Below are 26,236 nucleotides of genomic sequence, written 5' to 3'. Positions count from 1 at the left end.
CGATGAAGTGTAGAGGTTGTGGAGTTGAATTGCAATTTAAAGATCCAAAAAAACCTGGATATATACCAGAACATGTGCTGTTGGAAGAAAAAGAACCGCTCTGCCAGCGCTGTTATAAAATGATCCATTATGGAAAGTTGAGTGTACCGGTTGAAGAGGAAATATTTTTGGATAAATTAGATGAAATTTTAAAGGATTTTAAAAAGGTAATATACGTTGTTGATATAACGGATTTTGAAGGTACTTTTCGAAAGGAAATAATGAAAAAATTAAACGGAAAAGAAGTATATTTTGCCGTTACAAAGTTTGACCTTTTGCCAAAATCACTTTCATCTATTGAAGCTCAAGAATGGTTAAAAAACAAGTTTGGTTGCTCTTCTGAGCGTATATTTTTGTTAAGTAGTAAAAATAAATTTGGGTTGAGAAAGTTTGAAAAATTTTTAAGAAGTCTAAGGGAAGATATCTTAATTTTGGGTGTTACAAATGTTGGAAAGTCATCGTTACTTTCGCATTTTACAGAAGCAAAACCAACTATTTCCCCATTTCCGGGTACGACTTTGGGGATAATAAAAAGAAAAGTCTTTGATGTAAATTTATTTGACACACCTGGAATATTAACAAACGATAGAGTAACAGATTTACTTTCTGTAGAATGTCAGGCAAAAATTTTAAATACAAAGTCTTTTACAAGAAAAACCTTTAAAATAGACGAAAGTAGAGCAGTGTTGGTAAGTGCATTTTGTAAAATAGAGGTGGAATTTAAAACGAAAAAAAAGCCTATTTTCCAGATTTTCGCACCTGAGAAGGTAACTTTTCATGAAACAAAGAAAGAAAAGGCAGATGAGTTAATGAAAAAGAGGGCAGGGGATCTTCTAATTCCGCCGTGTAAAAAGCAAGATATAGATGAAAATTTTGTAACACACATATTTGAAGTAGATGAGGAGAAAGAGGTAGTAATAGCTGGTTTGGGCTTTTTGAACATTAAAAGGGGACCATTTACAATAAAAGTTACAGTTCCAGAAAAAATTAAGGTAGTTGTTAGGGATAGATTGCTTAAGCCGAAAAGAGGAGGGATAAAATGAATTTAAAACAACCTGGAATTGTAGCAGGTGTTAGTAACAGACATGTGCACCTTTCAAGGGAAGATGTGAAAATACTCTTTGGTAAAGATTACAAACTTACACCTATTAAAGACCTAGGGCAACCCGGCCAATTTGCATGTCAAGAAACGGTAATTATTGTAGGACCAAAAGGTGCAATTGAGAAGGTAAGAGTACTTGGCCCCGAAAGAAAAGAAACACAAGTTGAAATTTCCCTTACAGATGCGTTTAAAATAGGAGTTAGACCACCTGTAAGAGATTCTGGAGATTTAGAAGGAACTCCAGGAATAGTTATAGTGGGACCAAAAGGTAGTGTTATAAAAGAAAAAGGGGTAATAATTGCAAAAAGACACATACACATGCACACAAGTGATGCTGAAAAATACGGTGTAAAAGATAAAGATATTGTAAAAGTGTTAGTCGAAAAAGAAGGAAGAAGATTAATTTTTGATGATGTGCTTATAAGGGTTAGTGAGAAATACGCTTTGGAATTTCACGTAGATACAGATGAAGCAAATGCGGCACTTTTAAAAACAGGAGATTTAGTCTATATAATAGAAGAATAAGAGGAATAAGCGGCTGTATAGCCGCTTTTTTTATGATATAATTATCAATGTATAAAATAAAAAGGAGGGTCAAAACGATGAAAGAATACATTGAAAGAGTAAATCAAGCGGTAGCTTTTTTGAAGGAACACATTGATTCTATACCACAGATTGCCATAATCCTTGGTTCTGGTTTACATGGGATAGCGGATAGTATTGAAAATCCAAAGAAATTTTCATACAAGGATATTCCGGGTTTTCCCGTATCAACTGCGCCAGGACACAAGGGTGAACTTATATTTGGAAAACTCAATGGTAAAGATGTTATGTTAATGAATGGAAGATTCCATTATTATGAAGGATACGATATGAAGACCGTAACCTTCCCAATAAGGGTTATGCAACTTTTGGGTGTAGAAGTATTGATAGTAACAAATGCGGCAGGTGGAATGAATCCAGAATTTGAGATTGGAAGACCTATGTTTATTACCGATCACATAAACATGATGGGAGATAATCCGTTGATTGGTCCTAACGTAGAAGAATGGGGTCCAAGATTTCCAGATATGTCAAATGCATACGATAAAGATTTGAGAAAAAAGGCTATTGAGATTGCACAAAAACTTAATATACCATTCTACGAAGGTGTATATGTTGCAGTATCGGGACCAAATTTTGAGACTCCCGCTGAATTAAAGATGTTGAGATGGATGGGTGCAGATGCCGTAGGTATGTCAACTGTTCCAGAAGTTATTGTTGCAAATCACGGCGGTTTAAAGGTTCTTGGTGTATCCGCTATTACAGATAAAGCGGTACATGATGATTTAAAACCACTTACAGCAGAAGAAGTATTAGAAGTTGCAAATAAAACAGGAGGAATGATTGTAAGAATAATTTCTGAACTTGTTAAAGAAATTTAAGGAGTGAAAATATGTCTTTTAGGGTAAAAATAGTTTTGTTTGCAATAATTTTGGTAACGGTTCCAGTATTCTTGGTTACGTATTTCAATATCAGAGGGGTAAATTCTCAGATCGAAAATTTGCAAAAAGACATATCTTTATACGTTGAAAAAAACGTTATTTCAAAATATGAATCGTACATTGATAGTTTCAAAGATGAACTTTTGAAACAATCAGAGGAATATACGAAAAGATTAAGTGAAACGGTGAGAGAACAAGAAAAAAAGATACAAAAATCTTTTAATGAAGTTTACGAAAAGGCGCTTGAAAATCAAGTGAATTTCACATTTGATACGGTTGTAAATTTAATAAAGGAAAGGACAGAACAACTTTTAACAGGTGCACAAATTGCGGCATCTTTAAAGGAGACTGTAAATGCCGCAAATGACAAAGATTTGTCGTTAACTGAAAGAAAATCCCTTTTATTTCCCTTTATAGAAAAATTTTCTGTTGAATATGCTGCACTTTGGACAATAGATGAAAAAAAGCCAAAGATTAAAAGTAGATTGTATACAAAATACAATGGAAAATACATAGTAGAATATGCAAAATCCGTTTCATCAGGTGCAAATGTAAGTTTTTACAAAAAACCGCCATACATTAGGGAACTTGAAGAAAATTTTTCAAGTATAATTTCTGCAAAGTCTGTTTTTTATCGTTCTTTGATTTTTCCGTATGATAATTTTTTGTATTCAATTGTCATTGTTCCCGTAATGCACCCCATACTTGGTAACACGGTAAATGGTTTTGTTGTATTTGTTGATAAGATGGACAATAAATTTTTAGATGAAATAAAATCCGTTTCAAATGCAGAGATCACGTTGTATGTAAATGGTAAAGCGCTTATAACCACAAAGGTAGGGGAAGATGGTAAAAGACTTGTAGGAGAGCCTTTAAGAAAGTTAAAAGGTAATATAATTGAAATTTTGAAAGATACCTATTTTGCAAAAGTAGGTGAATTTAAATACCTTGGAAAGAAGATAGGTGAAATAGAAGTTGCTATTCCATTTAAGGCTATTGATACAAGTGTTGAATTGCCAAAACCCAAACCATTTGTTGTTCCAAAACTTGAAAAACCAAATGTTTCGATTAATTTAAAGATTGACAATTCTATTATTGTGAAAAAAACAATTTTATTGGTTGTTGTTGTTCTTGTTATAAGTGTGATTTTGATATTTGTTATAACAGATCAGCTTTCAAAAGCACTTGAACATTCAAAGACGGTTATTGAAAGATTATCCGAGGGAAGATTTGAAAGCTTTGACGGTGTGAAGGTTTCTGGAGAATTTAAAGTTATGATGGACTCTTTAAAAAATCTTTCTGAAAGGTTTAAAGATTTTGCACAAAATCTTCTTTCAAATTCAAATAGGCTTGTTTCTCGTGTAGATGGCTTAGAAGAATTGAGCAATATATTGGAAAAGACCTCCAGGGAGTTTTCAAGTACTATAGAGGTTTTCTCTAAAAATACCACTGATATTTTAGATGAGTTTGATAACCTAAAAAGTACAACAGAAGGTGCAAAACAATCTATAGAAAATGTAGAAAATACATTAGAAGAGTTGGTTAATGATATAATAGATACGGAGGAAAGGCTAGATGATAATACAAAACTTGTAAAGGAAATGGATAACAGTATAACAAGGTCGCTAGATGCCATGGAAAAATTTAACAGTTATATTAACCAAACTATAGGGCAATTTAACAGGGTTACTAGCGAGATATCAAAGATACAAAATGTTGCAAATCAGACAAATTTACTTGCACTTAATGCCGCAATAGAAGCGGCAAGGGCCGGAGAAGCGGGAAAGGGTTTTGCGGTAGTTGCAGATGAGATTATGAAGTTATCTATAGAGATAAACGATATTTCAAAAAAACTTGTAAAGGATATGGAAGAATACACACAAAATCTCAGTGGTTTAAACAAGGTATATGAAGATTCAAAGAATAATTTTTCAGCCCTTTCAAAGACAAAAGAAGAATTTTCTCAAGGTTTCCAAATTGTAATTGAGCGTATCCAAAAACTTGCGGGAACCACAAAGACGGTATCGGAAGTTTTAGAGCAAGCAAAAGAAGTATTTAACGAGATGGTATATATCTCAGAAAGATCTACAAATACGGTTTCAGAAGCGGTGAATAAATTAGCGATGGTTAACGAGAATATGTCAAAATTAGAGGAATTTTCCCAAAGATTACACGAAACAGTTAAAGCTATTGATTTGGTCTCTGAACAATTGAAAAGTATAGCAAATTGGTTTAAAATAGGAGGATAATGGATTTATATCAATTTGTAGAGACTCAATTTTTAAATTGGGGAATGCTAATAAGTAGAATAACTGGGATTTTTGTAATTTCGCCTTTACTGTCAGGAAGGTTTATTCCTTCCACAGTAAAGGCTTTTCTTGTGCTTGCATTTTCATATTCACTGCTTCCACAGGAAAGTGTTATAGCACTAGATACTCCTGTTCTTCATATAGTACTTTCCCTTTTAAATAACTTCATTGTGGGTTTTGCGATTGGATTACTGGCATATATGATTTTTGGAGCATTTGCCGTTGCAGGGGAATTGTTGGGTATAGAGTCTGGTTTTGGGCTTGCTACTTCTATGGATCCAACTATGGAAGAAAGTCCCATAATAGGGCAACTTATATTTCTTCTTGCAATTTTTGTGTTTATCTCTTTAAATGGGCATTTGTTAATATACGAAGCGGTTGTGGACTCTATTAAAGTGTTTCCACTTAACTTGGATTTTTTGGATTTTGGTTTTGTTAAGTTTATAACGTCAAAATTTATAGAATTATTTTTTGTGGCATTAAAGATAGGACTCCCAGTTATAGGCTATATGTTTATAGTAAACGTGCTTTTGGGGATTCTTTCAAGGTTGGTACCGCAAATGAATGTATTTATGGTGGGAATACCACTAAAAAGCATATTGGTTTTTTTAATATTTTTGGGGATGGTGCCGTTATGGGCGGAGACTTCTGCAAAGTTGACAGTTCTTTTAGAAAAAACCCTGCAGCATTTTCTTTCAGGATAGATATACAGCTATTTGCCGATTCAGATAAGACGGAAAAGGCAACTCCAAGAAGGCGACAAAAGGCAAGAGAAGAAGGCCAAGTTCCAGTTTCAAGGGAACTTACCTCTGGTTTTACATTCTTGGCGGCGGTGATTGGTTTTGCATTTTTAGGCAGGGGAATTATACTGGGATTAGAATCTGCTATATCCTTTTTTGCACAATTACCCTCCTATGATACGTTGACTATCAACGATTTGGGAATATACACATTTGATGCGTTTAAAGGGTTAATTGTTGATTTGATAATCTTTGTTGCAATAGTAATGGTAACGGGAATTTTTGTTGGAAGTTTACAAACAAGGTTTTTATTTACGTTCAAATCTTTAAAACTTGATTTTTCAAAGATAAATCCCATCAGTGGTTTGAAGAGGATGTTTTCATTGCGTTCGTTATTTGAACTTTTAAAGTCCATTTTAAAGTTGGTTATAGTGGGATATGTAGGATTTTTGGTAGTGAAAGTCAATTGGAATAAGTTGTTGCTTGCAACAGATACGAGTGTTTTAGAGGGCGTGCTACTTATTTGGAATATAACGTTTGAGCTTTTGATAAAGTGTGGTATAGCACTCTTTATTGTATCAGTAGCCGATTATTTTTATTCAAGGTACGAATATGAAAAGAATATAAGAATGACAAAACAAGAGGTTAAAGAGGAATTCAAAGAAGTTGAAGGAAATCCAGAAGTAAAAAGAAAGCAAAGGGAGATTATGATGCAATATTCTATGCATAGAATGATGCAAGAAGTTCCCGAGGCTACTGTGGTGGTCACCAATCCTACACACTATGCCGTTGCTATAAAATATGAAGTAGATGAAATGGAGATACCAATTGTTGTTGCAAAAGGTGTGGATAATATAGCAGAAAAGATAAAAAAAATTGCACGGGAAAATAACATACCTGTCTTTAGAAATCCAAAACTTGCAAGGGAGTTGTATTTTAACGTAGAAGTGGGAGACGAAATTCCAGAGAAATTCTACAGAGCAGTTGCAGAAGTACTAGCATATGTGTACAGCTTAAAAGGAGACTAAGATTTTTTTTATTTTAAACTTAAGAGGCTCTTTTGGAAGTACAAACCTTCCCCTGTAAGTTTGGATGTATACTATAGTTGCGGCGTTTTTAAATGAAAGAGTCGTTTTAAATGGACCAAGGTAGTTTCCCAGACCTTGTACTTCCCTTTTTAAAAACATACCGTCTTTTGTATCCAAAACCTTATATTTTACCAATTTTACATCGCCATTTTTCAATTTTTCTGTAAAGGATATGCATTTTTCATTTTCAAAATTTACACCAGATATACCACGAGTATAAAAATCGTGACGTATGTAATTTACCACGTAAAACGTTTCGAGAGATTTAATATAGTCCGTTTTCAAAAATATATACCATTCAATGGTTGAATCAAGAATAAGATAACACGCGTAGATTACGTATATTGAAATAAGCAGAGAAATGATGACCTCGGAAAAAGAAATTTTCCCCCCACCTTAGATTTCAAACTTTTCTTTTGGTGCCTCCTCTTTTGCTATTTTATCCAATACACCATTTACAAACTTTCCACTGTTTTCCGTACCGTAGGCTTTTCCCAGTTCTATCATTTCATCTAGTGTAACTTCTATGGGTATATCATCTATGTATAATAACTCAAAAGTTCCAAGCCTAAGTATATTTCTATCGGTAACAGATAGCCTATCTAGCGTCCAGTTTTTTAGATACTTGGATATAATTTCGTCTATCTTTAATATATTTTCCCTTATCCCCCTCACGTATTTTTTCGCAAGTTCTTGCAAAGAATCATCTAATACGCTAATGTGTTCTTTGGATATGTCTTCTAGATTTTCATCTTTGTTGAAATCCCACTGGAAGAGAGCTTTAAAAATAGCTTCTCTCATTTTGTGCCGACTCTTTATCAATTACTCTTCCTCCTCCGTTGTTTCAATCTTTTCAACAACATCAGTTATTGTAACATTAACAGCGGAAACTTGAAGTTCTGTCATTCTTTGTATATTTTCCGATATGTTTTTCATAATTTTTTTACCGAATTCTACAAGGCTTTGTCCATATGGTGCAACAGTCCTTACATATACTATTACGTTGTCGTCCGGTGTTCTTTCGATTTCGATACTTTTCTTTAGTTTTTTTACATCTTTTTCATCTGGTGCAAGTACTTCGATAAAACTTCTAAAGGCTATTTCTTTTAAAACATCATCGCTTATGTTTATACTTCCTTGCTCAAAATCCATATTTATCCCTCCTTTAGGCTCTTTCTATGTATTCGCCTGTCCTTGTGTCTACTTTAACTTTCTGACCTTTCTCCACAAAGAAAGGAACTGTAATTTTTAAACCAGTTTCCAGAATTGCTGGTTTACCTCCCCCTGAAACCGTATCGCCTTTAAAACCTGGTTCAGTTTCCACTACTTCAAGTACAACACTTGTTGGAAGTTGTATACCTAGTGGTTTTCCATCATGCATTATTAAATCCACTTCGGTGTTTTCCACTAAGTAATTTTTTTCATCTTCAATATCGGATTCTGGAATACCGTATTGTTCAAATGTTTCATTGTCCATGAAGTAATACATTTCACCGTCGTTGTATATGTAAGATGCCTTTCTAAAATTAACCTCTGCTTCTTCCACCTTTTCACCACTGTTAAAATTAACGTCTCTCATTAATCCCGTGGAAAGATTTTTTAGTTTTGTTCTAATTAACCCAGAACCCCTTGCTCTAAAGTGCTTGTTAACGTCTACCACTCTGTAAATATCTCCGTCGTACTTTATGTACATACCTTTACTTAATGCACCTACATCTATCATTTAACTACCTCCTATCCTAAGTATTTTATCGCCAAAATTGTCATATCATCGTGCTGTAGTGCACCTTGTGAAAATCTAAAGACATCTTTTTCAACACTATCGACTATATCTTTTGCAGGTAAAATGTGAATCTTACTTAGTAATCTTTCCAATCTTTCAAAATCATATTCTTCGTTGTTTATATTTCTTGCCTCTGGGATACCATCTGTGTATGCAAAAATAAGTGTATTTTCGGAAAGTTGTGTACGTTGCATTTCAAATTCCATGAATTCAAACATACCTATAGGAATGCTTGTGGAGTTTATCTTTGTAATTTTATCTTTTACTATATAGAGTGGATCATGTCCCGCGTTTATCACTTCCAGTGCTCCATCCCTATTTAATTTCACAAATACAGCGGTTACGAATTTGTCATCTCCAACGTCGTATGAGAGCATGTTGTTTAAACTTGTCACTGTTTTTAATAGATCGCCATTTGTACTTTCTATTAGCGATTTAAAAGCACTTCTAAGAGAAGACATAATCAAAGATGCGGGAAGCCCCTTTCCAGATACATCGGCTACTATACCGTAGAGACTATTATTTTTCAAGAACACATCAAAGTAATCTCCACCAACGTGTATAGCGGGGATGCTTTCGCCAAATGAATCAAAATTTTCATCTTGAGGGAATGCCTTCGGGAAAAAGTTAAATTGAATACTTCTTGCAATTTCAATTTGTTGGTTTAACTTTTCCCTTTCTATTTCTTCTCTTAAAGCTATTTCGCGTTCTATACTACTTGCAATCTGCTGTGCTGCAGATTCTATAATCTTTTTATCACCTGCTGTAAATATAGTGCCGGATTCCTTTCCAACAACAAGGATATACCCCATTCTTTTATTTGACGCGGTGGATATAGATTTGTATATTATACTTCTATTATTTAATTTCTTACAGGTTTCTTTGAATACAATGTCTGCATTTTCGTCTAAATTATCTTTTAATACCTCTTCAATGTTATTGGGACATTCTCCAATAGTTTCGGAAAATTTCCCATCAAAGTTTATACTAATTATTCCACATGAAAAATTAATTGCCTTTTTCAAAGTAATTAACACGGGCATTAGAATCTGCTTTGTTTCTATGTTGGATGCTACAATTTTACTTATTTCAAAAAGTGTTGAAATTTCTTCATACAGTCTTGAAATTTCTTCAAGTTGACTTTCAATAAGTATTGTAGATGATTCCAATTCCTGCTTGTAAGATAGAAATTCACTTGTAATTATATTAATTTCTTCTTCTACCAATGCCCAAAGTTCCTCTTCAGATGAGTATGATTTCTGTGGGTTTTTTGAAATTTCAAGTAATTTTAGGTATAGTTTTTCCAATTTTTCAATCATCGGAAATCAGCCTCTTTACCTCTTCGATTAATTTTGATGGGCTAAATGGTTTGGTCATGACTATTTGTGCTCCTAAGCTTTTGGCTACTTTTTCGTCTTCTGCTCCACCTTTTGCGGTGAGTATAATTACGGGGATGTTTTTTATTTCCTCTATGTTTTTCTTTTCTTTTAAAACACCAAACCCGTCGAGTCTTGGCATCATTATATCTAATATTATGAGATCAGGTTTTATGTCTTTCATCTTTTCGAGGCCATCTACCCCATCAAAGGCCTCGTACACTTCGTATCCCGCTTTTTTTAAGTTAAAAGACGTGATTTTTCGCAAAACTTCAGAATCATCCACTACGAGGATTTTTTTCATCTAATACACTCCCTTCAAAAAGAAAAGAAGGATAACATTCCTTTCTTATAGCTAAGAACACGGCATCTGAAATGATATACGGATTAAATGTATTTTCCTTTTCAATTATATAGTTTATCACAATATAGTCCTTTTTTTCAATAATTTTGAGATTTTCCAAAGAAGATATGGGGATTTCTCTAAAACCCCTTTTTGTCTTTTTTACTATTTTTTCCGGAAGATTAAAGTTTTTTCTTGCTATAATTTGAAATTCATATGAATGTATTTTTGAAAGGTTGACATCTTTTTTTAAAACTTTATCTACTACAAAATGCGGAGGTTGTACCCTTTTTATTTCCTCTTTTACAAAGGATGTGTTATAATCTTCCAAAAGTTCAATTGTAAGATAAAAAGCCCAATCTATTACCCCAGTTGCAACTGGATCAACATAAGTAAACTTGGGCTTTGGATGAAACCCTTCTGTAAATTGCATTTTAAGATTTGTTCTTCTAAATGTTCTCTCTATCATGGATATGGTATCAAGCCCCGAAATGAATCTGTACATTCCAAGTTTTTTAAATTTAATCAGATATTTATTCATTTTCCACCTTAAATACGTAAATTTTTCCCTCTTTCATATCTGGTACGTAAAGATTTCCATTTGAGTAGTATATATCAGCGGGAGATGAAAATCCATTCTTTTCACCAATCTTTTTCCAAGAAGAATTGTAAATTACCACGTTTTTTGAAGTATAACCCGATATGAAAAACATATTATCTGCATACACTATACCATCTCCACCTTTTACCTCGTTTAAGGTATATGTTTCAATGACTTTGTTTTCGTCACATTTGTAGACGACAGCTGGAGAAGTAAAGGATATAATGTATAAATATTCTCCATCTGTTGTAATACCATTTGGTCTTTTTAAATTGTATGTAACTTCTAATTTTTCATCGTTTAATTTGTATACTGTATTTCCATATGTATCTGTAACGTAATATTTTTCTTTGTATTTTACTATATCGTTTAAATACTTAGGAGAAGATGCAAAAAAGTTTTTGTACTTTCCCGTTGAAAGATCAAGCCTTACCAGCCTATCAAAATCTACAATCCAGAGGTATTTACCTTCTTTGAACATTCCCCGTGGATCTACCATTTTTAAAAGCATTTCGTTTTTTTCCTTTGACATATAAAGTACACTACCATCTTCAACGTATAGCTTTCCCATTTGAGAAATAAAGTAATCACCGTTTTTTACAACAATACTTTCTGGAGCGAAAAGCCCCCAAATTGAAAATAAAAAAGTTAAGATAACCTTCATGCTATCCCCCCAAATACACTTTTTTGACAATTTCATCGTTTAAGACAACGCTTGGTTCCCCACTTGCAATTATACCACCTTTGTGTATTACGTATAACCTATCCACAATATCTTTTAGTGCATCTACACTGTGGTCTGTTATAATTATCCCCAATCCCATTTTTTTCAATTCTAGTACCATCTTTTGAATTTCCTTTACCGTCTTTGGATCTATACCCACAAATGGTTCATCAAGGAGTAAGAATTTTGGAGAGAGTGTCATCATACGTGCCAGTTCAAGCCTTCTTTTCTCCCCACCAGATAGACTAAATGCCATTTGGTTTTTCAAATCAAGTAATCCAAAATTTTTGAGAAGCGTGTCTATCTTACCAAAATCTTTGTCGTAATGTTCTATAACGAGTTTTAAATTTTTTTCCACAGTAAGTTGTCTAAAGACAGATGTTTCCTGTTGAAGGTACGTTATTCCCAACCTTGCCCTTTTGTGTATTGGTACCTTTGTAATATCTTTTTCATTTAAAAAAACTTTACCGCTGCTTGGAATTACTACACCTAGTATAATATTAAATAAAGTAGTCTTGCCGGAACCGTTTGGTCCCAGCAAGCCCACTATTTCATTTGTGTTTACGATTAAATCTACACCGTTTAAAACTTGTTTTTTTCCAAATCTTTTTTTTATATTTTTACATACTATTTTCATTGTGCGGATTTCAAGTATTCAATAAATTTATCCGTTATATCGTATTTTGGAGAGCCATACGCCATTGATTTGCTGTTAAACACAAAGTCGTATCCCATAATTTCTGCGTATTCTGCTATTTTTTGGAGTATCTCCTGTTCAAGCTGTGAAAATTTTGGTTGATATTCGTTATTTAAAAGTTGTGAATATTGTTGTTGTTTTTGTGTGTATTCTGCTAACTTTTTATTTAACTCTTGTTCGCTTGCACCATCTTTTTTCATTTGATTTATTTCTGCTGCAAGTTCGTTGAGTTTTTTCTGATAAAATTGTGCATCTTCTTGATACTTGGATTGGAGTGTTATAAATTTATCGTACGATTGTAGTACTTTGTTTGAATCAATGTATGCAATTTTTGGACTTTGGTTTGTGTCTCCCCCTGCAAAGAGCAGTACAAATGAGAGTAAAATAGCTATAGATACGACTAGAAAACCCACTTTTTTCATACTTTTCCCTCCTAGTTTCTTTCTTTTGCTTTGGATATTAAGGATCTTCTCCCACGTTTTTTAAAGATTGATAGTATTATTTCCGCTTCTTTGTATGGAACGGTTATAAATGAAAATTTGTCCAAAACAAGTACATCACTTATTACTTTTGGATTTATGTTGGTTTTTTCAACGATAAATTTAACTAGATCTTTTTTGGTAAGACCAGCTTGTTTTCCTTTCGCTATAAACAACCTTACAACTTCTTTTGCTTTTGAAGTAGGTGATACTTTTTTGTAATTTTCCGGATTTAAAGATTTAAAAGCAGTACTTAAAAGCTTTGCTACAACTTCTCTTGGTTCTGCTTTTTCAAGGAGTTCATCAGCAAGGTTGTAGTATACTTTCTGTATATTTTTATTATGATTTAAAATATCTTTTTTTATTTTTTCCGATCTTGCCTTTATTATTTGTTCCACTGAAGGGATTTTACCTTCTTTGATCTTTGCCTTTGAAAATTTCTTTATTCTAAAGAGTTGTCTGTATTCTTTTGGGGTAACAAACGTTATGGCGATACCTTCTTTTCCAGCCCTTCCCGTTCTACCTATTCTATGCACGTAGTGTTCAGGGTTAAGTGGAATGGAGTAATTTATTACGTGAGATAAACCGGTAATATCTATTCCACGTGCTGCAACATCAGTTGCGACAAGTATATTTATCTTCTTTTCTTTAAATTTTTTCAATACCCTCTCACGTTGGTATTGTGAAAAATCTCCATGTAGTGCTTCTGCGTCGTATCCCCTTTCAATGAGTTTTGAAGATACAGTATCTACTTCTACTTTTGTTCTACAGAATACCATACCGTAGAAATCATCTTCCACGTCTATTATTCTGCAAAGTGCTTCAAATTTATCGCTTTCGTTTAATTCTATGTATATTTGTTCTGTAAGGTTTGTGGTGAGTTGTTTATCAAGTATCTTTATAACTTCATAGTTTTTGATGTATTTTTTTGCAAGGTCTATGATTCTCTTTGGGATCGTTGCAGAAAACATCAAAAAGAATTTTTCACCATTTGTATTTTTCAGTATTTTTTCCACGTCGTCTATAAAGCCCATATCAAGCATTTCATCTGCTTCATCTAAGATAAAGTACTCTACTTTTGAAAGGTCTATCGTCTTTCTTTCTAGATGGTCAAGGATCCTTCCCGGTGTACCAACTACTATATCAACACCTCTTTTTAGATGGTCTATTTGCCTCTTTATAGACTGTCCTCCGTATATGGGAAGTATCTTCAGCCTCTTCCTTTTTAAAGAGTTTATCTCCTCTGAAACTTGCAGTGCCAGTTCACGTGTAGGGGTGAGTATAATCGCTTGGACATACCCCTTGTTTTCCAAAAGTTCTATGAGTGGTATTCCAAATGCCGCAGTCTTTCCCGTGCCTGTCTTTGCCTGTACAATTAAATTCTTTTCCTTTTTTAGCAGTATAGGTATTACCTTTTCTTGCACAGGTGTTGGTGTTTCAAATCCTTTCTCGTAAATTGCGCGAAGCGTCTTTTCACTTAAGTTAAAATCTTCAAAGTTCACTTTGTTTCCTCCAATCTCATCCTCATTATTTTGGAAAGCTCAGGAGAAAGTCGTCTTTTTACAGTGGTTGGAAGGTGATCGATAAATAATATACCATCAAGGTGATCTCTTTCGTGTTGTACTATTCTTGCACTGTATCCTTCAAACAACTTTGTCTGAACTTTTCCATATTCGTCTTGAAATTTCAATTTAACCCATTTATACCTTTCAACATCGGCAAAAATGCCCGGAAGACTTAGACATCCTTCTTCTCCAATTTCTTTTTCAGTTGAATGTTCCAGTATTTCGGGGTTTACAACAAAAAGTGGTCCATTTCCATCATCCATAACAAAAAATCTTAAAGAAATACCCACTTGCGGCGCGGCAAGTCCCACACCATCTTCTATGTACATAGTTTTTAACATATCATCTTTTATACTTTGTAAGTATTCAAAATCTTCAACTTTTTTTGCCTTTTTCCTAAGAATTGGATCACCGTATAGCCTTATCTTCATACCTTTCCTCCAATCGCTTTAGATATTCTTCGTTTGTCAAAAATACACTAATTGGAGTTACCGATACGAAATTTTGGGTTAGTACTTTGTAATCTGCTTTTGGATCTGGGTCATTTTCTATTATGTTTCCCATCATCCAGTAATAATTTCCACCGGATGGGTCTTTTCGTTCTTCAAAGTAGTCTTCATACATTCTCTTGCTTTGTTTTGTTAGTTTCCAACCTTTAAGTTTTTCGTAAGGGATGGAAGGTACGTTTATGTTTAATGCGGTAAATTGCGGTATGGAATTAATATCAAATTCTTCTAGAAAATCTAGTATAAACTTTGCCGCTGTTTCATATATGGGATTTTCAAAACTAAAACTTGATACGGCTATGGCTGGAATTCCCGCTATAGCACCTTCTAGCGCGCCACTTACCGTTCCAGAATACACCACATCCGTTCCCAAGTTGTTTCCCCTGTTTATTCCACTGATTAGTAAATCTGGTTTTTCCTTTAATACGACATCTATACCTATCTTTACACAATCTGCTGGAGTACCAGAAACTGCGTAAATTTCAAAATCTTCGTTTATATCTATTTTTCTAAGCCACAAAGGAAGCCTCAACGTTATTGCATGTCCTACAGCGCTTTGTTCCGTTTCAGGCGCAACTACGGTTACTTTGTGTTTTTTGCTTAAATGTCTTGCAAGACACAATATGCCGTTTGCCGTTACCCCATCGTCATTTGTTACCAAGATGTTCATGTTTTTCCTCCTCATTTATACAAGTCTAATATTAAACCGTTTATTTCATCAACTTTGGCGGCAAAGTTGATGGTTCCACCTTCTGAAGTTATAAGCTTTTCAGCAAGGTTTTTTAGTTTTTCATCTATATCCTCTACAATTACGTGTAATCTCGGTGAATTAGTTGAATAATCCATCTTACCGGATAATTTGTACATTTTCTTTTCAATGAGTTTTAGAAATTTTTTAATTTTTTCCTTGTACTTTTTCAAAGTATCAGGTGTAGGGGATCTAATAAAATCATTTCCCGCATCCAATATTTCATTTACAATCTTTTCAAGTTCTACGTTTATCTTTTCTTCTTCTACATCCATTAATACATCGAAAAAGCCGGGAGTTTCGTTTGTGAAATTCACTTTTTTACCTTTTGAACCTTTTTTCTTTTTTATTTTTTCATTTTTTATTTTCGGGTCGCCTGTAGGTTCTATCCTCAAAATTACTCACCTCTAATTTTCGACTTTCCAGTTAAGAAAAAGGTTCTTCGTATGATTATATCATAAAACATTGAATTATGGAAAGAAAAACCCCCAGATTTGGGGGTTATTCTACTATCTGTGCAATTTTTTCCACTATTTTTCTAAATGCTTCTTCGACTTCTGTTTCCCTCATATACAGGGTTATAGGTTTTCCTTCGTCTGCAAGTTGAGCGGCTTTTGGATCAAGTGGTATTTGTCCCAAGAGTTCAACGTTGTATTCTTTTGCAATTATGTTCCCGCCGCCACTACCAAATATTTCTATTTTTTCGCCGCATTTTGGACATTTTACATAAGACATATTTTCAACTATACCTATGAGTTTTTTGTTCATAGAATGTACGAAATCAATTGCACGACGTACATCGTCTAACGCCACTTTTTGTGGGGTAGTTACCATTACTACACCATCTAAATCTGGGAGTGTTTGGAACAAACTTAATGCTTCGTCCCCAGTACCAGGTGGAAGGTCAAAGATTAAAAAGTCCAACTCTCCCCATTTTGTGTCACCCAAAAATTGCTTAATTGCAGAATGTTTAAGTGGACCTCTCCAAATAACTGCTTTGCCACTCTCAACAAGCATTCCTATTGAAAGTGCCTTTAAATTTGGTAAAATCTCTGCGGGAACAATTTCTTCTCCATCTACAGATGGATTTTTTTCACCAAGCATCCTTACAATATTTGGACCGTGCATGTCAAGGTCTAAAAGTCCTACTTTGTATCCACTTTCCGCTAGTGCAGTGGAAATATTCACTGCAACGGTTGTCTTTCCAACTCCACCCTTACCACTTAAGACCGCTATTTTGTGTTTTACTTTTGACATTTTTTCTTTTATCTTTGTATCGCCATTGTTTAGATTAAACTGTGGATTTGGCATTATATCACCTCCAAAATTTATCCACTTTAATTATATCACAGTAGAACTATTCAAATGTGAATAATTCTTGAATTTATCGTTGAGTTTGATGGTATAATGATACTTGGGAGGTGATTTATGTGAAAAAATTTTTTTTGTATTTTTTTTCTTTTCTCACCCTAATCCCCTTTGTTGCGCCTATAATATTTTCATTTGTAGCGTTTTTTAGTGTAGGACATTTTCTTTACGATTATTTAATGCCCGTTGAATTAGTGATATTTACTTTGATTGGTGGGATTGGTACTATGTTTTTTGCCTTTAATCATCAAAGAAAGATGATAATAATATTTATAGGCATAGAACTTCTAACTATACTTTTTGCACAACTTTATTCAAAGTTCACGGGTCTTTCACAAGGGAGTACAAGTTTTACAGGTGTTCATGTATTTGTAATATCGATTTGTATTGTATTGTGGCACATATTCTCCATACTTGTTTCAATTGAGTCTTTTAAAGTAGTTATGGGAGGTAAAAAGGTTGATAGCGTTAAATAACGTCTCAATACACTTTCCTGGAAAAGAGCTTTTAAACAATGTAACGTTAAATATTGCAGATGGTGAAAGGGTTGCGTTAATTGGGAAAAACGGAAGTGGAAAAACAACCCTTTTAAAAGCAATAATTGGTGAATTTAAAGACTATGCAGGACAGATAAATACCACAGGTAAAGCGGTATACCTTGATCAATACCGAACATTTAACAGTAGGACACCATATGAGTATTATCTGGAGGTTGCAGATACCCCCGAAAAGCAACGACTTGTTAGGAGTATTCTAAAAGGTTTGGGGTTTGCAGAAGAAGATTGGCACAGGGATATTAACACATTTAGTGGAGGGGAAAAAACACGTCTTCACATTGGAAGAATTTTTCTAGAAGATGCAGATTTTATCCTCTTGGATGAACCTACGAATTTTTTGGATATACCAGGTATACACTTTTTAAAAAATCTTTTAAAGAATTTTCGTGGAGGATACATAATTATATCCCACGATAGAAGTTTTTTGAGAGATACCTGTGAAAGATTTTTGGAGATAAACAATTCAAAAATTTGGGACTTTAGGATGAATTTTGACAACTATTTGAGAGAAAGGGAAACTTTAATTTTAAATCAAAAACGCTCAATGAAAAACAAACAACGTGAAATAGAAAGGTTAAAAAAGATAATTGAAAGGTACAGGAAATGGGGAAGGGAAAAGTTTATAAAGCAGGCAAAAAGTAAAGAAAAAATGCTTCAAAGGATGTTAGGGGAATTACAATCTGAGGTAACATTTGAAGAAGATGTGGAAAAAGAAGTTTCCATACCAATCCCCGAACCATCTGGATATGTTGTTTTAAGTGTAGATAATTTAAAATTTTTGGATATTTTAGAAGATGTGTCATTTAAAGTATATACGGGGGAAAAGGTGGCAATTCTTGGGCCAAATGGCTCGGGAAAGAGCACCATTTTAAAATTGTTGGCTGGAAGGTTAAAAGGTGAAGGAGTGGTGGAATTTGGTCATAACGTAAAGGTGGAGTTTTTAGACCAGTTTGTGGAAAACTTGGATGAGGAAAACACAGTTTTTGAAGAGCTTTCCGATGAAATGTCATTTCAACCTGATTATATAATCAGGGCTTATGCGGGAAAATTTGGTTTTAAAGGTGAAGATGTGTTTAAGAATGTATTTGAATTAAGTGGAGGAGAAAGACAAATTCTTGCACTTGCAAAAGTACTATTAAAAAGACCAAATCTTTTAGTGTTAGATGAACCTACAAATCATATGGATTTAGAAACAGTTGAGGCACTTGAAAAGGCGTTGAAGGAGTATAAAGGAAGTCTTATTCTTGTGTCTCACGATGAGGAATTGATTAAAAATGTTTGTAGTAGATATTATATGATAAAAAATAGAAGACTTGTTGAGGTTTCATCTGATTTTGAAATTAGTGTAGAAAAAAAAGTGGAGAAAAAATCACCCAACTTTGAATATGAACAGAAGAAAAAGATAAAAAATCAATTAAAAAAGGCAAAAGAAGAAATAAAAAAACTAAGGGGCATGGAGGAAAAGCTTTTAAAAAAGCTTGAACTTGTGGAAATAGAGCTTTTTGGGGTAGGTGCAGACTATGTAAAAGCTATGGAATTAACGGAGAAGAAGGAGAGTTTAGAAAATGAAATAATGGAAATTTTGGAAAAAATAGAAACACTCGAGGAAGAAATTAAATATTTTCAACAACATTTCTAATCCACCTTTTACTTTTGTATCGTAATAAAAGTATTAGAAATTTTGCAAGTTCATCTGTCATTGTAAGGAGTAATACAATTGGAAAACTTAGTTTTAATACAAGTCCTCCAAATGCGGCAAGAGGAACACCTAAAAACCAAAGAGTGGAGGCCTCTACTGCAAAGGAAAACCTGGTATCTCCACCTGCGCGTAAGAATCCTACGACGTTTAATCCATTGAAAATTTTCACAGGGACAAATCCCATGGATATAGCCATGGCTATTATTACCAATCTTTTAACTTCTTGAGAGACGTTAAATAAGTTTACCGCGTATATGGTTAATATGTATGTGACAAGTGCCGAAATAATAGCTACTATTTCCGTGAGCGTTATTATTTTTTTTGATATTTTGTATGCGTCATTGTATTTTTTCGCACCTAGGTAATTTCCAACAATAACGGAAGCGGCATTTGCAAGGGAAAATGAAAAAGCCCAGGCAAATCCTTCAATTGTACCTACTATATTTCGTGCGGCAATTACTTTAGTGCTCATATGTGCGTATATAACAGAATACATGGTAAATCCCAAGGACCACGCAAATTCGTTTGCAACTGTGGGGAGTGTGTAGTGAAAAAATTTTTTTATAAAGCCTTTGTTCAAGAGTTTTATGTGAGTTATAGAAAACATACCTGGAAGATTCTTTATTTTTATTATTGCAATTAGAACTATCAAACCTACTAATCTTGATATAACAGTTGCGATAGATGCACCTATTACACCAAGCCTTGGAAAACCAAAATTACCGAATATAAGTATGTAATTAAAAAGTACGTTTGTAGATAATTCTACAATTGTTGTATACATAGGAATATGTGCTTTGTGTATGCTGCGAAGCATAAAAGAAAATACCATTGAAACGGCAAATATTGGAAATGAAATGGATAATATTTTTAAGTATTTTATCCCTAAATCGATTACCAGTGGATCAGGTGAAAAAAATGTCATAACAAATTTTGGGGAAAATAGTGTAAGTAGAAAGAATGGAATGGAAATAAAAAGAGAAGATATGGTGGTAAGTGCCGTTGATTTAGATAGCCCTTCTAGATCCCCTTTTCCCCAGAACTGCGCAAAAAATATGGCACCACCTGATACAAGTCCAAAAATCACTAAATTGTAAAAGAAGAAAAATTGATTTGCAAGTCCAACAGCAGCGATGGAGTTTTCGCCAAGTTTTCCTATCATCAACGTGTCTAAAAAGTTCACACTACTGAATAAAAATTGTTGTAGTGCAATGGGGATAGCAATTTTGAAGAGCTTTCTGTATATGTGCATATATTCCCTCCTTTTGTTTGTTAGGATTACTAACATTTTAGCAGAAAATTTTAACATTAAATTGACAAAAATAATAAGAGTTGGTTATAATAGACAAGAGGTGAAAAAATGGAAGAGTTGGTTAAAAAGGCAAATATCCTAAAGGCAATGGGACATCCCACAAGGTTGAAAATATTATATTTACTCAGCAAAAAAGAAATGTGTGTATGTGAGCTGCTTCCAAAACTAGGTGTTAATCAGCCAAACCTTTCACAACACTTAGCACTCCTTAGAAATTTAGGGATTGTAAAGGACGAAAGAAAAGGAAATACAGTTTATTATTCCCTTAAAGATGAGTTTGTAAAAAAAGTTATACAGCTTGTAGATTAATTTTTTTTGTTGACTATATTAGAATTTTCTTATATACTAATTTGTGAAATTATCATCAAAGGAGGTGGGTTTTGTGAAAGAATTTTTGGTGATATTGGGAATATTTTTAATTTTCTATTTTGTACCTTTTAATTTGGATGTAGTGAAAGATAGTTTGTTGAATGGTTTTTTTATGCTCCATGAATATGCAAGGGAGCATGTACTTTTATGTCTTGTTCCTGCGTTTTTTATTGCAGGTGCAATTTCTGTTATGCTTAACAAAGGTGCAATATTAAAACTTTTAGGACCAAAGGCAAAAAAGATAGTTTCATATCCTGTTGCGGCTATATCTGGAGGTATTTTAGCCGTGTGCTCTTGTACCATACTTCCACTTTTTGGTGGTATTTACAAGAAAGGAGCGGGAATAGGTCCTGCTACAACGTTTTTATTTAGCGGACCTGCGATAAATATTGCGGCTATATTTTTAACTGCAAAGGTTTTAGGTTGGGATTTGGGATTTGCAAGGCTTGTTTCTACTATCACCGCGGCAATTTTCATAGGACTTATTATGGAATTTATTTATCAAGAAAAGGGAGAAGGAGGTTTGGTAGTTGATGATGGGAAAAATTTTGGTAGAAAGCAACTAGTTTTTTTTCTACTTTTGCTTTCTTTTCTAATTGTTAGTGGTTTGAAGATAAGATTTAAGTATTATGTATTATTTGGAATTTTCCTTTCCATAACTTTTATGGTACTCTTTTTGTTTGAGAGAGAAGAAATAAAAGCTTGGTTACTGGAAACATGGGATTTTACAAAGAAAATTTTACCTTATTTATTTTTTGGTGTCTTTCTTGCGGGGATATTGACAAAACTTCTTCCACAAGAGGTAGTTACAAAACTTCTTGGAAGTAACGGCATTTTTTCAAACCTTTTGGCATCGGTTATAGGTATGTTTATGTACTTTGCAACACTTACCGAAGTACCTATTGTGCAGGCTTTATTAAAACTAGGTATGGCAAAAGGTCCAACACTTGCATTGCTAATGGCGGGTAATTCCTTGAGTTTACCCAGTATGATAGTTATTACAAAGCTATTTGGAAGGAAAAAGGCATTTACGTATTTTATGCTTGTTATTGTTTTTTCAACTATGTTTGGGATGATTTACGGACATATTTAAAGGAGGGATAATATGAAAATAGAAATTTTTGGAAGTGGATGTCCAAAGTGTAAACAAACGGAGAAGGTTGTAAAAATGGTTGTTAATGAAAAGGGACTTGACGCAGTTGTTGAAAAGGTGCAAGATATAAACGAAATTGTATCAAGAGGAATCTTTGCAACGCCTGCTGTTGCAATAGATGGAAAGATTGTTATTTCTGGAAAAGTTCCCACAGTGGATGAAGTAAGGGAATTTTTAAAGGGGGATTAGGTGAGAATTTATAAAATTGATGGAACAGAACCTGCGGTTTTTTTGAAAAGGGTAAATAAATTTGTAGGTGTGGTGCACTTACAGAAAGAAGAATATGTACATATCCATGATCCAGGTAGATTGAAAGAATTATTATACGAAAAAAATAAAGTGTTAATTAAGATGGAAGATAAAAAGGGGAGGAAAACAAAGTACGATTTAATTGCTGCGTGGAGCGGGAAGGAATTTGTACTTTTAAACTCCAAGTATCATCGATATATAGCAGAGAAGATTTTAAGAAAAAAGTATAAAATAGTAAAGCCAGAGGTAAAAGTGGGTAATAGCAGAATAGATTTTTTTGTTGATGGTAATAAATTTATAGAGGTAAAAGGTTGTACGCTGTCAAAAGATGGCGTGGCAATGTTTCCAGATGCCCCTACTAAAAGGGGTATTCGTCATATAGAAGAATTAATTATGTTAAAGAAAATGGGATATTGTGCGGAAATATACTTTTTAGTTTTTTCAGATGCAAAATATTTTTCACCAAACTACAAAGTTGATCCTGTATTTTCAAAGAGGTTAAAAGAGGCTCATAGAGCAGGTGTTGAAATAGTTCCGTTATTGTTTTCCTTTAAGGATGGATGGGTGATATTTAAAAAAGAAATTCCTTTAAAGTTTGATTGACTCTTTTTTTTAAAAATATATAATTTAGTTGAAGACCTTTTAAGGGAGGGGAGAGTATGTATGATGTGGTAATTTTAGGAGGGGGACCAGGGGGATATGTAGCGGCAATCAGGCTTTCACAGCTTGGAAAGAAAGTAGCGGTTGTAGAAAAGGAAGAATTGGGAGGTACTTGTACAAACAAAGGATGTATTCCCACAAAGGCCATGCTTACAAGTGCGCATTTGTATAGAGACATAAGGGAAAAAGCCAAAAAGTTTGGTATAAAGGTGGAAGGTGTAAGTTTTGAACTTTCTTCTATAATGAAACATATGCAAAAGTCTGTAACTATGTCAAGGAAAGGTATAGAGTTTTTGATGAAAAAGAATAAAATAGATGTATTTAAAGATGAAGGTGTGTTAAAAGATAATGAGACGGTGCTTTTAAAAAAGAGTGGGGAGGAAATTAAGGGAAGACATTTAATCCTTGCTCAAGGTTCTGTTCCTGTGATCTTTCCACCATTTGATGGCGTACCTGGAATTTGGACTAGTGATGATGTATTTAAAATGGATAAACTTCCAGAGAGTATATTGATAATAGGTGGAGGAGTTATTGGAATTGAATTTGCAACGTTTTTTTCCACATTTGATGTAGATGTGACAATTGTAGAACTTGCAGAGCATATTTTACCATTTGAAGATATTGATGTAGCAGAGGAGATAAAGAAGGAGTTGAAAAAGAAAAAAGTTAAGGTGATAGAAGGAGAAAAAGTTGAAGAGGTAATAAAGGGAGAAAAGGGCTATGTGGTGAAGTTGAAAGATAAAGAATTTGAAGTGGAAAAGGTATTACTTGCAGTTGGTAGAAGACCAAATATTACAGAAGATGTGATCAATTTAGGAATAAATGTAGATAAAGGAATAGTTACAGATAACCATATGAGAACTAATATTGAAAATATTTATGCAATTGGAGATATAAGGGGGCAGATAATGCTTGCTCACGTTGCCATGTACGAAGGAATAGTTGCGGCACACAATATTGCGGGAGAGAAAAAGGAAATGGATTACTCTGCAGTACCCTCTATTATCTTTTCAAATCCTGAGATTGCGTCAGTTGGTATAAAGGAAGGGGATGTGAATAAGGAAAGTATAAATGTTTGGAAATTTCCCGTTTCTGCAAATGGAAGGGCAAGAACTATGGAAGAAAAAGTGGGATTTGCAAAGGTTATCGAAGATAAAAAGACGGGAAAGGTATTGGGAGTAACAATTGTTTCACCTAGTGCAACGGATATGATAATGGAAGGAGTTTTAGCGGTAAGATACAAAATGACCGCACATCAAGTGGCAGAGGCCATACATCCCCATCCCACGTTGACAGAAACACTACTAGGTGCATTTGAAGGAAAATGGTCGATTCACATATAATTCTGGGGAATATCCCCAGAATTTTTTTGTGGTATAATTTATTAAAAATTAAGGAGGCTTGATATGTTTTTTGAAAGGCCAAAAGATGATAGGGAATTTGAGGTTATAGTGGTTGGTGCAGGACACGCAGGTATTGAGGCAGCGCTTGCACCTGCAAGACTTGGTCTTAGAACGCTTATTTTAACAACTAATCTTGATAGTGTGGGATGGGCTCCTTGTAATCCCGCAATTGGTGGGCCTGCTAAGGGAATTGTGGTAAGGGAAATAGATGTTTTGGGTGGAGAAATGGCAAAGACCACAGATGAGACCATGATAAATGTAAGGATGCTAAATACGGGAAAAGGCCCCGCGGTAAGGGCATTGCGAGCCCAAATAGATAAATATTCCTACTCTCAAACTATGAAAAATAAGTTGCAAACTCAAGAAAATTTGGTTTTAAGATTTGGAGTTGTAGAAGAAATATTGGTGGAAAATGGGAAGGTAAAAGGTGTTGTAGATTCATTTGGAATAGATTATTATGCAAAGGCTGTGATTATTACCACAGGTACTTTCCTCCGTGGAAAGATATTTATAGGAAGAGACACTATGGAAGCTGGTAGAATGGGAGATTTACCCGCAAAGGGTCTTAGTAAAAGTTTAAAATCTTTGGGGTTTAACCTTTCAAGATTTAAAACGGGTACCCCTGCGAGAGTCTTAAAAAGTAGTATAGATTTTTCAAAGATGGTAAGACAAGATACAGACGATGAGCCGCGCGCTTTTTCGTACTTTAGTGAGCCCAAAATACTTTCCAAAACACATCCTTGCTGGTTAACACATACAAACGAGAAAACGCATAAGATAATAAGGGATTATCTTGTGTACTCTCCATTGTATGGGGATGTAAAACTTATACAAAGTGTGGGGCCAAGGTATTGTCCTTCTATCGAGGATAAAGTAGTAAAGTTTAACAGAGATTCACATCAGGTGTTTGTCGAACCAGAGGGAAAAGATTCCCAAGAGTATTATTTAAACGGTTTATCTACAAGCTTGCCGTATGCTGCACAGATAAAAATGCTAAGGACAATACCTGGTCTTGAAAATGTGGTGATAGTAAGACCTGCGTATGCAATAGAATATGACTATATTGATCCATTGCAGTTGTATCAAACACTTGAGTCAAAATTGGTTGAAGGATTGTACTTTGCAGGGCAGATAAACGGTACAAGTGGATACGAAGAGGCAGCTGGTCAAGGATTAATTGCAGGAATAAATGCCGCAATGAAGATTTTAGGTGAAAGACCACTTATTTTAAAACGCTTTGAAAGTTATATAGGGATTTTAATAGATGATTTAACTACCAAAGGGGTAGATGAACCGTATAGACTTCTTACTTCACGAGCAGAGTATAGGCTTCTTTTAAGACATGATAATGCGCATTTAAGACTTACAAAGTATGGGTATAGGGTGGGACTTATACCAAAATGGTTTTACGAAAAAGTTTTGAGTCTGGAAAAAAGTTTAAATGCACAAATTGAAAGGTTGAGAAATGTAAAAGTACCAAAATCAGATAGGGTGAACGATCTTTTGAAAAATTTGGGTACAACACCACTTAAAGAGGGGACAAAGCTTTATAATCTATTAAAAAGACCAGAAATTAGATACGTAGATATAAAGGAATTAGACGATGAAAAAATAGAAAACAAAGAACTTTTGGAGCAGATAGAAATTTATATAAAGTATGAAGGATACATAGAAAAGATGTTGGAAGAGGTAAAGGTTTTTGAAGAATATGAATCCTTTGATATATCAAATATAAATTTTGATAAGGTTCCAAATCTTTCCACAGAGGCACGTGAAAAGTTGAAAAAAGTTTTGCCGCGTTCAATAGGTCAGGCAATGAGAATTCCCGGTGTTACACCTGCAGATATAGCAAATATAATAAGCTATATTGAGAGGTGAAAAA

30 protein-coding genes are annotated in these 26,236 nt (G+C 34.1%); 14 read left to right on the top strand and 16 right to left on the bottom strand.

What is annotated here, in order from left to right; translation table 11 throughout:
* The first annotated feature begins 2 nt into the window (after window positions 1-2).
* The 6 genes from yqeH to flhB all read left to right on the top strand — a co-directional run bounded on the left by yqeH (window position 3) and on the right by flhB (window position 6,702).
* Window positions 3-1,082, top strand: a complete 1,080-nt coding sequence (gene yqeH, locus Y592_RS04455) for a ribosome biogenesis GTPase YqeH (RefSeq protein ID WP_075665817.1) — start codon at window positions 3-5, stop codon at window positions 1,080-1,082.
* Window positions 1,079-1,666, top strand: a complete 588-nt coding sequence (pduL, locus tag Y592_RS04450) for a phosphate propanoyltransferase (protein WP_075665816.1) — start codon at window positions 1,079-1,081, stop codon at window positions 1,664-1,666. Before yqeH ends, pduL begins: the two co-directional genes overlap by 4 nt.
* A 77-nt stretch (window positions 1,667-1,743) precedes the next feature.
* Window positions 1,744-2,565 (top strand): purine-nucleoside phosphorylase, encoded by an 822-nt coding sequence (locus tag Y592_RS04445; RefSeq protein WP_075665815.1) that lies wholly within the window; start codon window positions 1,744-1,746, stop codon window positions 2,563-2,565.
* Window positions 2,566-2,576: 11 nt separating this feature from the next.
* On the top strand, window positions 2,577-4,874 hold the full coding sequence (locus Y592_RS04440) for a methyl-accepting chemotaxis protein (RefSeq protein WP_075665814.1): 2,298 nt from the start codon (window positions 2,577-2,579) through the stop codon (window positions 4,872-4,874).
* The gene (gene fliR, locus Y592_RS04435; protein ID WP_075665813.1) at window positions 4,874-5,638 is read left to right on the top strand and encodes a flagellar biosynthetic protein FliR; all 765 of its coding nucleotides are present in this window, start codon (window positions 4,874-4,876) and stop codon (window positions 5,636-5,638) included. The genes Y592_RS04440 and fliR overlap by 1 nt, the downstream gene beginning before the upstream one ends.
* Window positions 5,569-6,702, top strand: a complete 1,134-nt coding sequence (gene flhB, locus Y592_RS04430) for a flagellar biosynthesis protein FlhB (protein WP_075665812.1) — start codon at window positions 5,569-5,571, stop codon at window positions 6,700-6,702. The genes fliR and flhB overlap by 70 nt, the downstream gene beginning before the upstream one ends.
* On the opposite strand, the gene Y592_RS04425 is transcribed toward flhB, so the two are convergent.
* The 15 genes from Y592_RS04425 to Y592_RS04355 form a co-directional block, all read right to left on the bottom strand.
* Entirely contained in the window at window positions 6,688-7,047 is a 360-nt protein-coding gene (locus Y592_RS04425; RefSeq protein WP_077287378.1) for a hypothetical protein, read from the bottom strand. The genes flhB and Y592_RS04425 overlap by 15 nt on opposite strands.
* 111 nt (window positions 7,048-7,158) lie before the next feature.
* Window positions 7,159-7,584 (bottom strand): transcription antitermination factor NusB, encoded by a 426-nt coding sequence (nusB, locus tag Y592_RS04420; RefSeq protein WP_075665810.1) that lies wholly within the window; start codon window positions 7,582-7,584, stop codon window positions 7,159-7,161.
* Window positions 7,585-7,914 (bottom strand): Asp23/Gls24 family envelope stress response protein, encoded by a 330-nt coding sequence (locus Y592_RS04415; protein ID WP_075665809.1) that lies wholly within the window; start codon window positions 7,912-7,914, stop codon window positions 7,585-7,587.
* Window positions 7,915-7,927: 13 nt separating this feature from the next.
* The gene (gene efp, locus Y592_RS04410) at window positions 7,928-8,485 is read right to left on the bottom strand and encodes an elongation factor P (RefSeq protein WP_075665808.1); all 558 of its coding nucleotides are present in this window, start codon (window positions 8,483-8,485) and stop codon (window positions 7,928-7,930) included.
* A gap of 11 nt (window positions 8,486-8,496) precedes the next feature.
* On the bottom strand, window positions 8,497-9,864 hold the full coding sequence (locus Y592_RS04405; protein WP_075665807.1) for a PP2C family protein-serine/threonine phosphatase: 1,368 nt from the start codon (window positions 9,862-9,864) through the stop codon (window positions 8,497-8,499).
* Window positions 9,857-10,225 carry a response regulator gene (locus Y592_RS04400; protein ID WP_075665806.1) on the bottom strand — a complete coding sequence of 123 codons (369 nt, stop codon included), beginning with the start codon at window positions 10,223-10,225 and terminating at the stop codon, window positions 9,857-9,859. Before Y592_RS04400 ends, Y592_RS04405 begins: the two co-directional genes overlap by 8 nt.
* On the bottom strand, window positions 10,200-10,805 hold the full coding sequence (locus Y592_RS04395) for a TIGR03936 family radical SAM-associated protein (RefSeq protein ID WP_075665805.1): 606 nt from the start codon (window positions 10,803-10,805) through the stop codon (window positions 10,200-10,202). Before Y592_RS04395 ends, Y592_RS04400 begins: the two co-directional genes overlap by 26 nt.
* Window positions 10,798-11,529 carry a hypothetical protein gene (locus Y592_RS04390; RefSeq protein WP_075665804.1) on the bottom strand — a complete coding sequence of 244 codons (732 nt, stop codon included), beginning with the start codon at window positions 11,527-11,529 and terminating at the stop codon, window positions 10,798-10,800. The genes Y592_RS04395 and Y592_RS04390 overlap by 8 nt, the downstream gene beginning before the upstream one ends.
* 1 nt (window position 11,530) lies before the next feature.
* Entirely contained in the window at window positions 11,531-12,226 is a 696-nt protein-coding gene (gene lptB, locus Y592_RS04385; protein ID WP_075665803.1) for an LPS export ABC transporter ATP-binding protein, read from the bottom strand.
* Window positions 12,223-12,708, bottom strand: coding sequence for an OmpH family outer membrane protein (locus Y592_RS04380; protein WP_075665802.1), 486 nt, complete (start codon window positions 12,706-12,708; stop codon window positions 12,223-12,225). Before Y592_RS04380 ends, lptB begins: the two co-directional genes overlap by 4 nt.
* Window positions 12,709-12,719: 11 nt before the next feature.
* Window positions 12,720-14,267: a DEAD/DEAH box helicase gene (locus tag Y592_RS04375; RefSeq protein WP_075665801.1), complete on the bottom strand. Its 1,548-nt coding sequence runs from the start codon at window positions 14,265-14,267 to the stop codon at window positions 12,720-12,722.
* Complete coding sequence (def, locus tag Y592_RS04370; protein WP_075665800.1) at window positions 14,264-14,761, bottom strand: peptide deformylase; 498 nt, start codon at window positions 14,759-14,761, stop codon at window positions 14,264-14,266. Before def ends, Y592_RS04375 begins: the two co-directional genes overlap by 4 nt.
* Complete coding sequence (gene surE, locus Y592_RS04365) at window positions 14,739-15,506, bottom strand: 5'/3'-nucleotidase SurE (protein ID WP_075665799.1); 768 nt, start codon at window positions 15,504-15,506, stop codon at window positions 14,739-14,741. Before surE ends, def begins: the two co-directional genes overlap by 23 nt.
* 11 nt (window positions 15,507-15,517) lie before the next feature.
* Window positions 15,518-15,979 (bottom strand): YaaR family protein, encoded by a 462-nt coding sequence (locus tag Y592_RS04360; RefSeq protein WP_075665798.1) that lies wholly within the window; start codon window positions 15,977-15,979, stop codon window positions 15,518-15,520.
* Window positions 15,980-16,085: 106 nt separating this feature from the next.
* Complete coding sequence (locus tag Y592_RS04355) at window positions 16,086-16,895, bottom strand: Mrp/NBP35 family ATP-binding protein (protein ID WP_077287376.1); 810 nt, start codon at window positions 16,893-16,895, stop codon at window positions 16,086-16,088.
* A 119-nt stretch (window positions 16,896-17,014) separates the two neighbouring features.
* Here Y592_RS04355 and Y592_RS04350 point away from each other — a divergent pair, with 119 nt between their 5' ends.
* Window positions 17,015-17,428 carry a hypothetical protein gene (locus Y592_RS04350; protein WP_075665797.1) on the top strand — a complete coding sequence of 138 codons (414 nt, stop codon included), beginning with the start codon at window positions 17,015-17,017 and terminating at the stop codon, window positions 17,426-17,428.
* The gene (locus Y592_RS04345) at window positions 17,412-19,148 is read left to right on the top strand and encodes an ABC-F family ATP-binding cassette domain-containing protein (protein WP_075665796.1); all 1,737 of its coding nucleotides are present in this window, start codon (window positions 17,412-17,414) and stop codon (window positions 19,146-19,148) included. Before Y592_RS04350 ends, Y592_RS04345 begins: the two co-directional genes overlap by 17 nt.
* On the opposite strand, the gene Y592_RS04340 is transcribed toward Y592_RS04345, so the two are convergent.
* A complete protein-coding gene (locus Y592_RS04340; RefSeq protein WP_075665795.1) occupies window positions 19,123-20,460 on the bottom strand; it encodes an MATE family efflux transporter in 1,338 nt (445 codons plus the stop codon). The genes Y592_RS04345 and Y592_RS04340 overlap by 26 nt on opposite strands.
* A 108-nt stretch (window positions 20,461-20,568) precedes the next feature.
* Here Y592_RS04340 and Y592_RS04335 point away from each other — a divergent pair, with 108 nt between their 5' ends.
* The 6 genes from Y592_RS04335 to mnmG all read left to right on the top strand — a co-directional run bounded on the left by Y592_RS04335 (window position 20,569) and on the right by mnmG (window position 26,232).
* Complete coding sequence (locus Y592_RS04335) at window positions 20,569-20,829, top strand: ArsR/SmtB family transcription factor (protein ID WP_075665794.1); 261 nt, start codon at window positions 20,569-20,571, stop codon at window positions 20,827-20,829.
* Window positions 20,830-20,902: 73 nt separating this feature from the next.
* Window positions 20,903-21,982 carry a permease gene (locus Y592_RS04330; protein WP_077287374.1) on the top strand — a complete coding sequence of 360 codons (1,080 nt, stop codon included), beginning with the start codon at window positions 20,903-20,905 and terminating at the stop codon, window positions 21,980-21,982.
* A gap of 12 nt (window positions 21,983-21,994) precedes the next feature.
* Window positions 21,995-22,231, top strand: coding sequence for a thioredoxin family protein (locus tag Y592_RS04325; RefSeq protein ID WP_075665792.1), 237 nt, complete (start codon window positions 21,995-21,997; stop codon window positions 22,229-22,231).
* Window positions 22,232-22,894: a DNA/RNA nuclease SfsA gene (gene sfsA / locus Y592_RS04320; protein WP_077287372.1), complete on the top strand. Its 663-nt coding sequence runs from the start codon at window positions 22,232-22,234 to the stop codon at window positions 22,892-22,894.
* A gap of 56 nt (window positions 22,895-22,950) precedes the next feature.
* Window positions 22,951-24,294, top strand: coding sequence for a dihydrolipoyl dehydrogenase (lpdA, locus tag Y592_RS04315; protein WP_075665790.1), 1,344 nt, complete (start codon window positions 22,951-22,953; stop codon window positions 24,292-24,294).
* A gap of 63 nt (window positions 24,295-24,357) precedes the next feature.
* A complete protein-coding gene (mnmG, locus tag Y592_RS04310) occupies window positions 24,358-26,232 on the top strand; it encodes a tRNA uridine-5-carboxymethylaminomethyl(34) synthesis enzyme MnmG (protein WP_077287368.1) in 1,875 nt (624 codons plus the stop codon).
* The last annotated feature ends 4 nt before the right edge of the window (window positions 26,233-26,236 follow it).

Source organism: Thermosipho sp. 1070 (assembly GCF_001682135.1).
In the GTDB taxonomy this organism is placed as follows: Bacteria; Thermotogota; Thermotogae; order Thermotogales; family Fervidobacteriaceae; genus Thermosipho; species Thermosipho affectus.
This window is presented reverse-complemented; position numbering and strand designations above follow the sequence as displayed.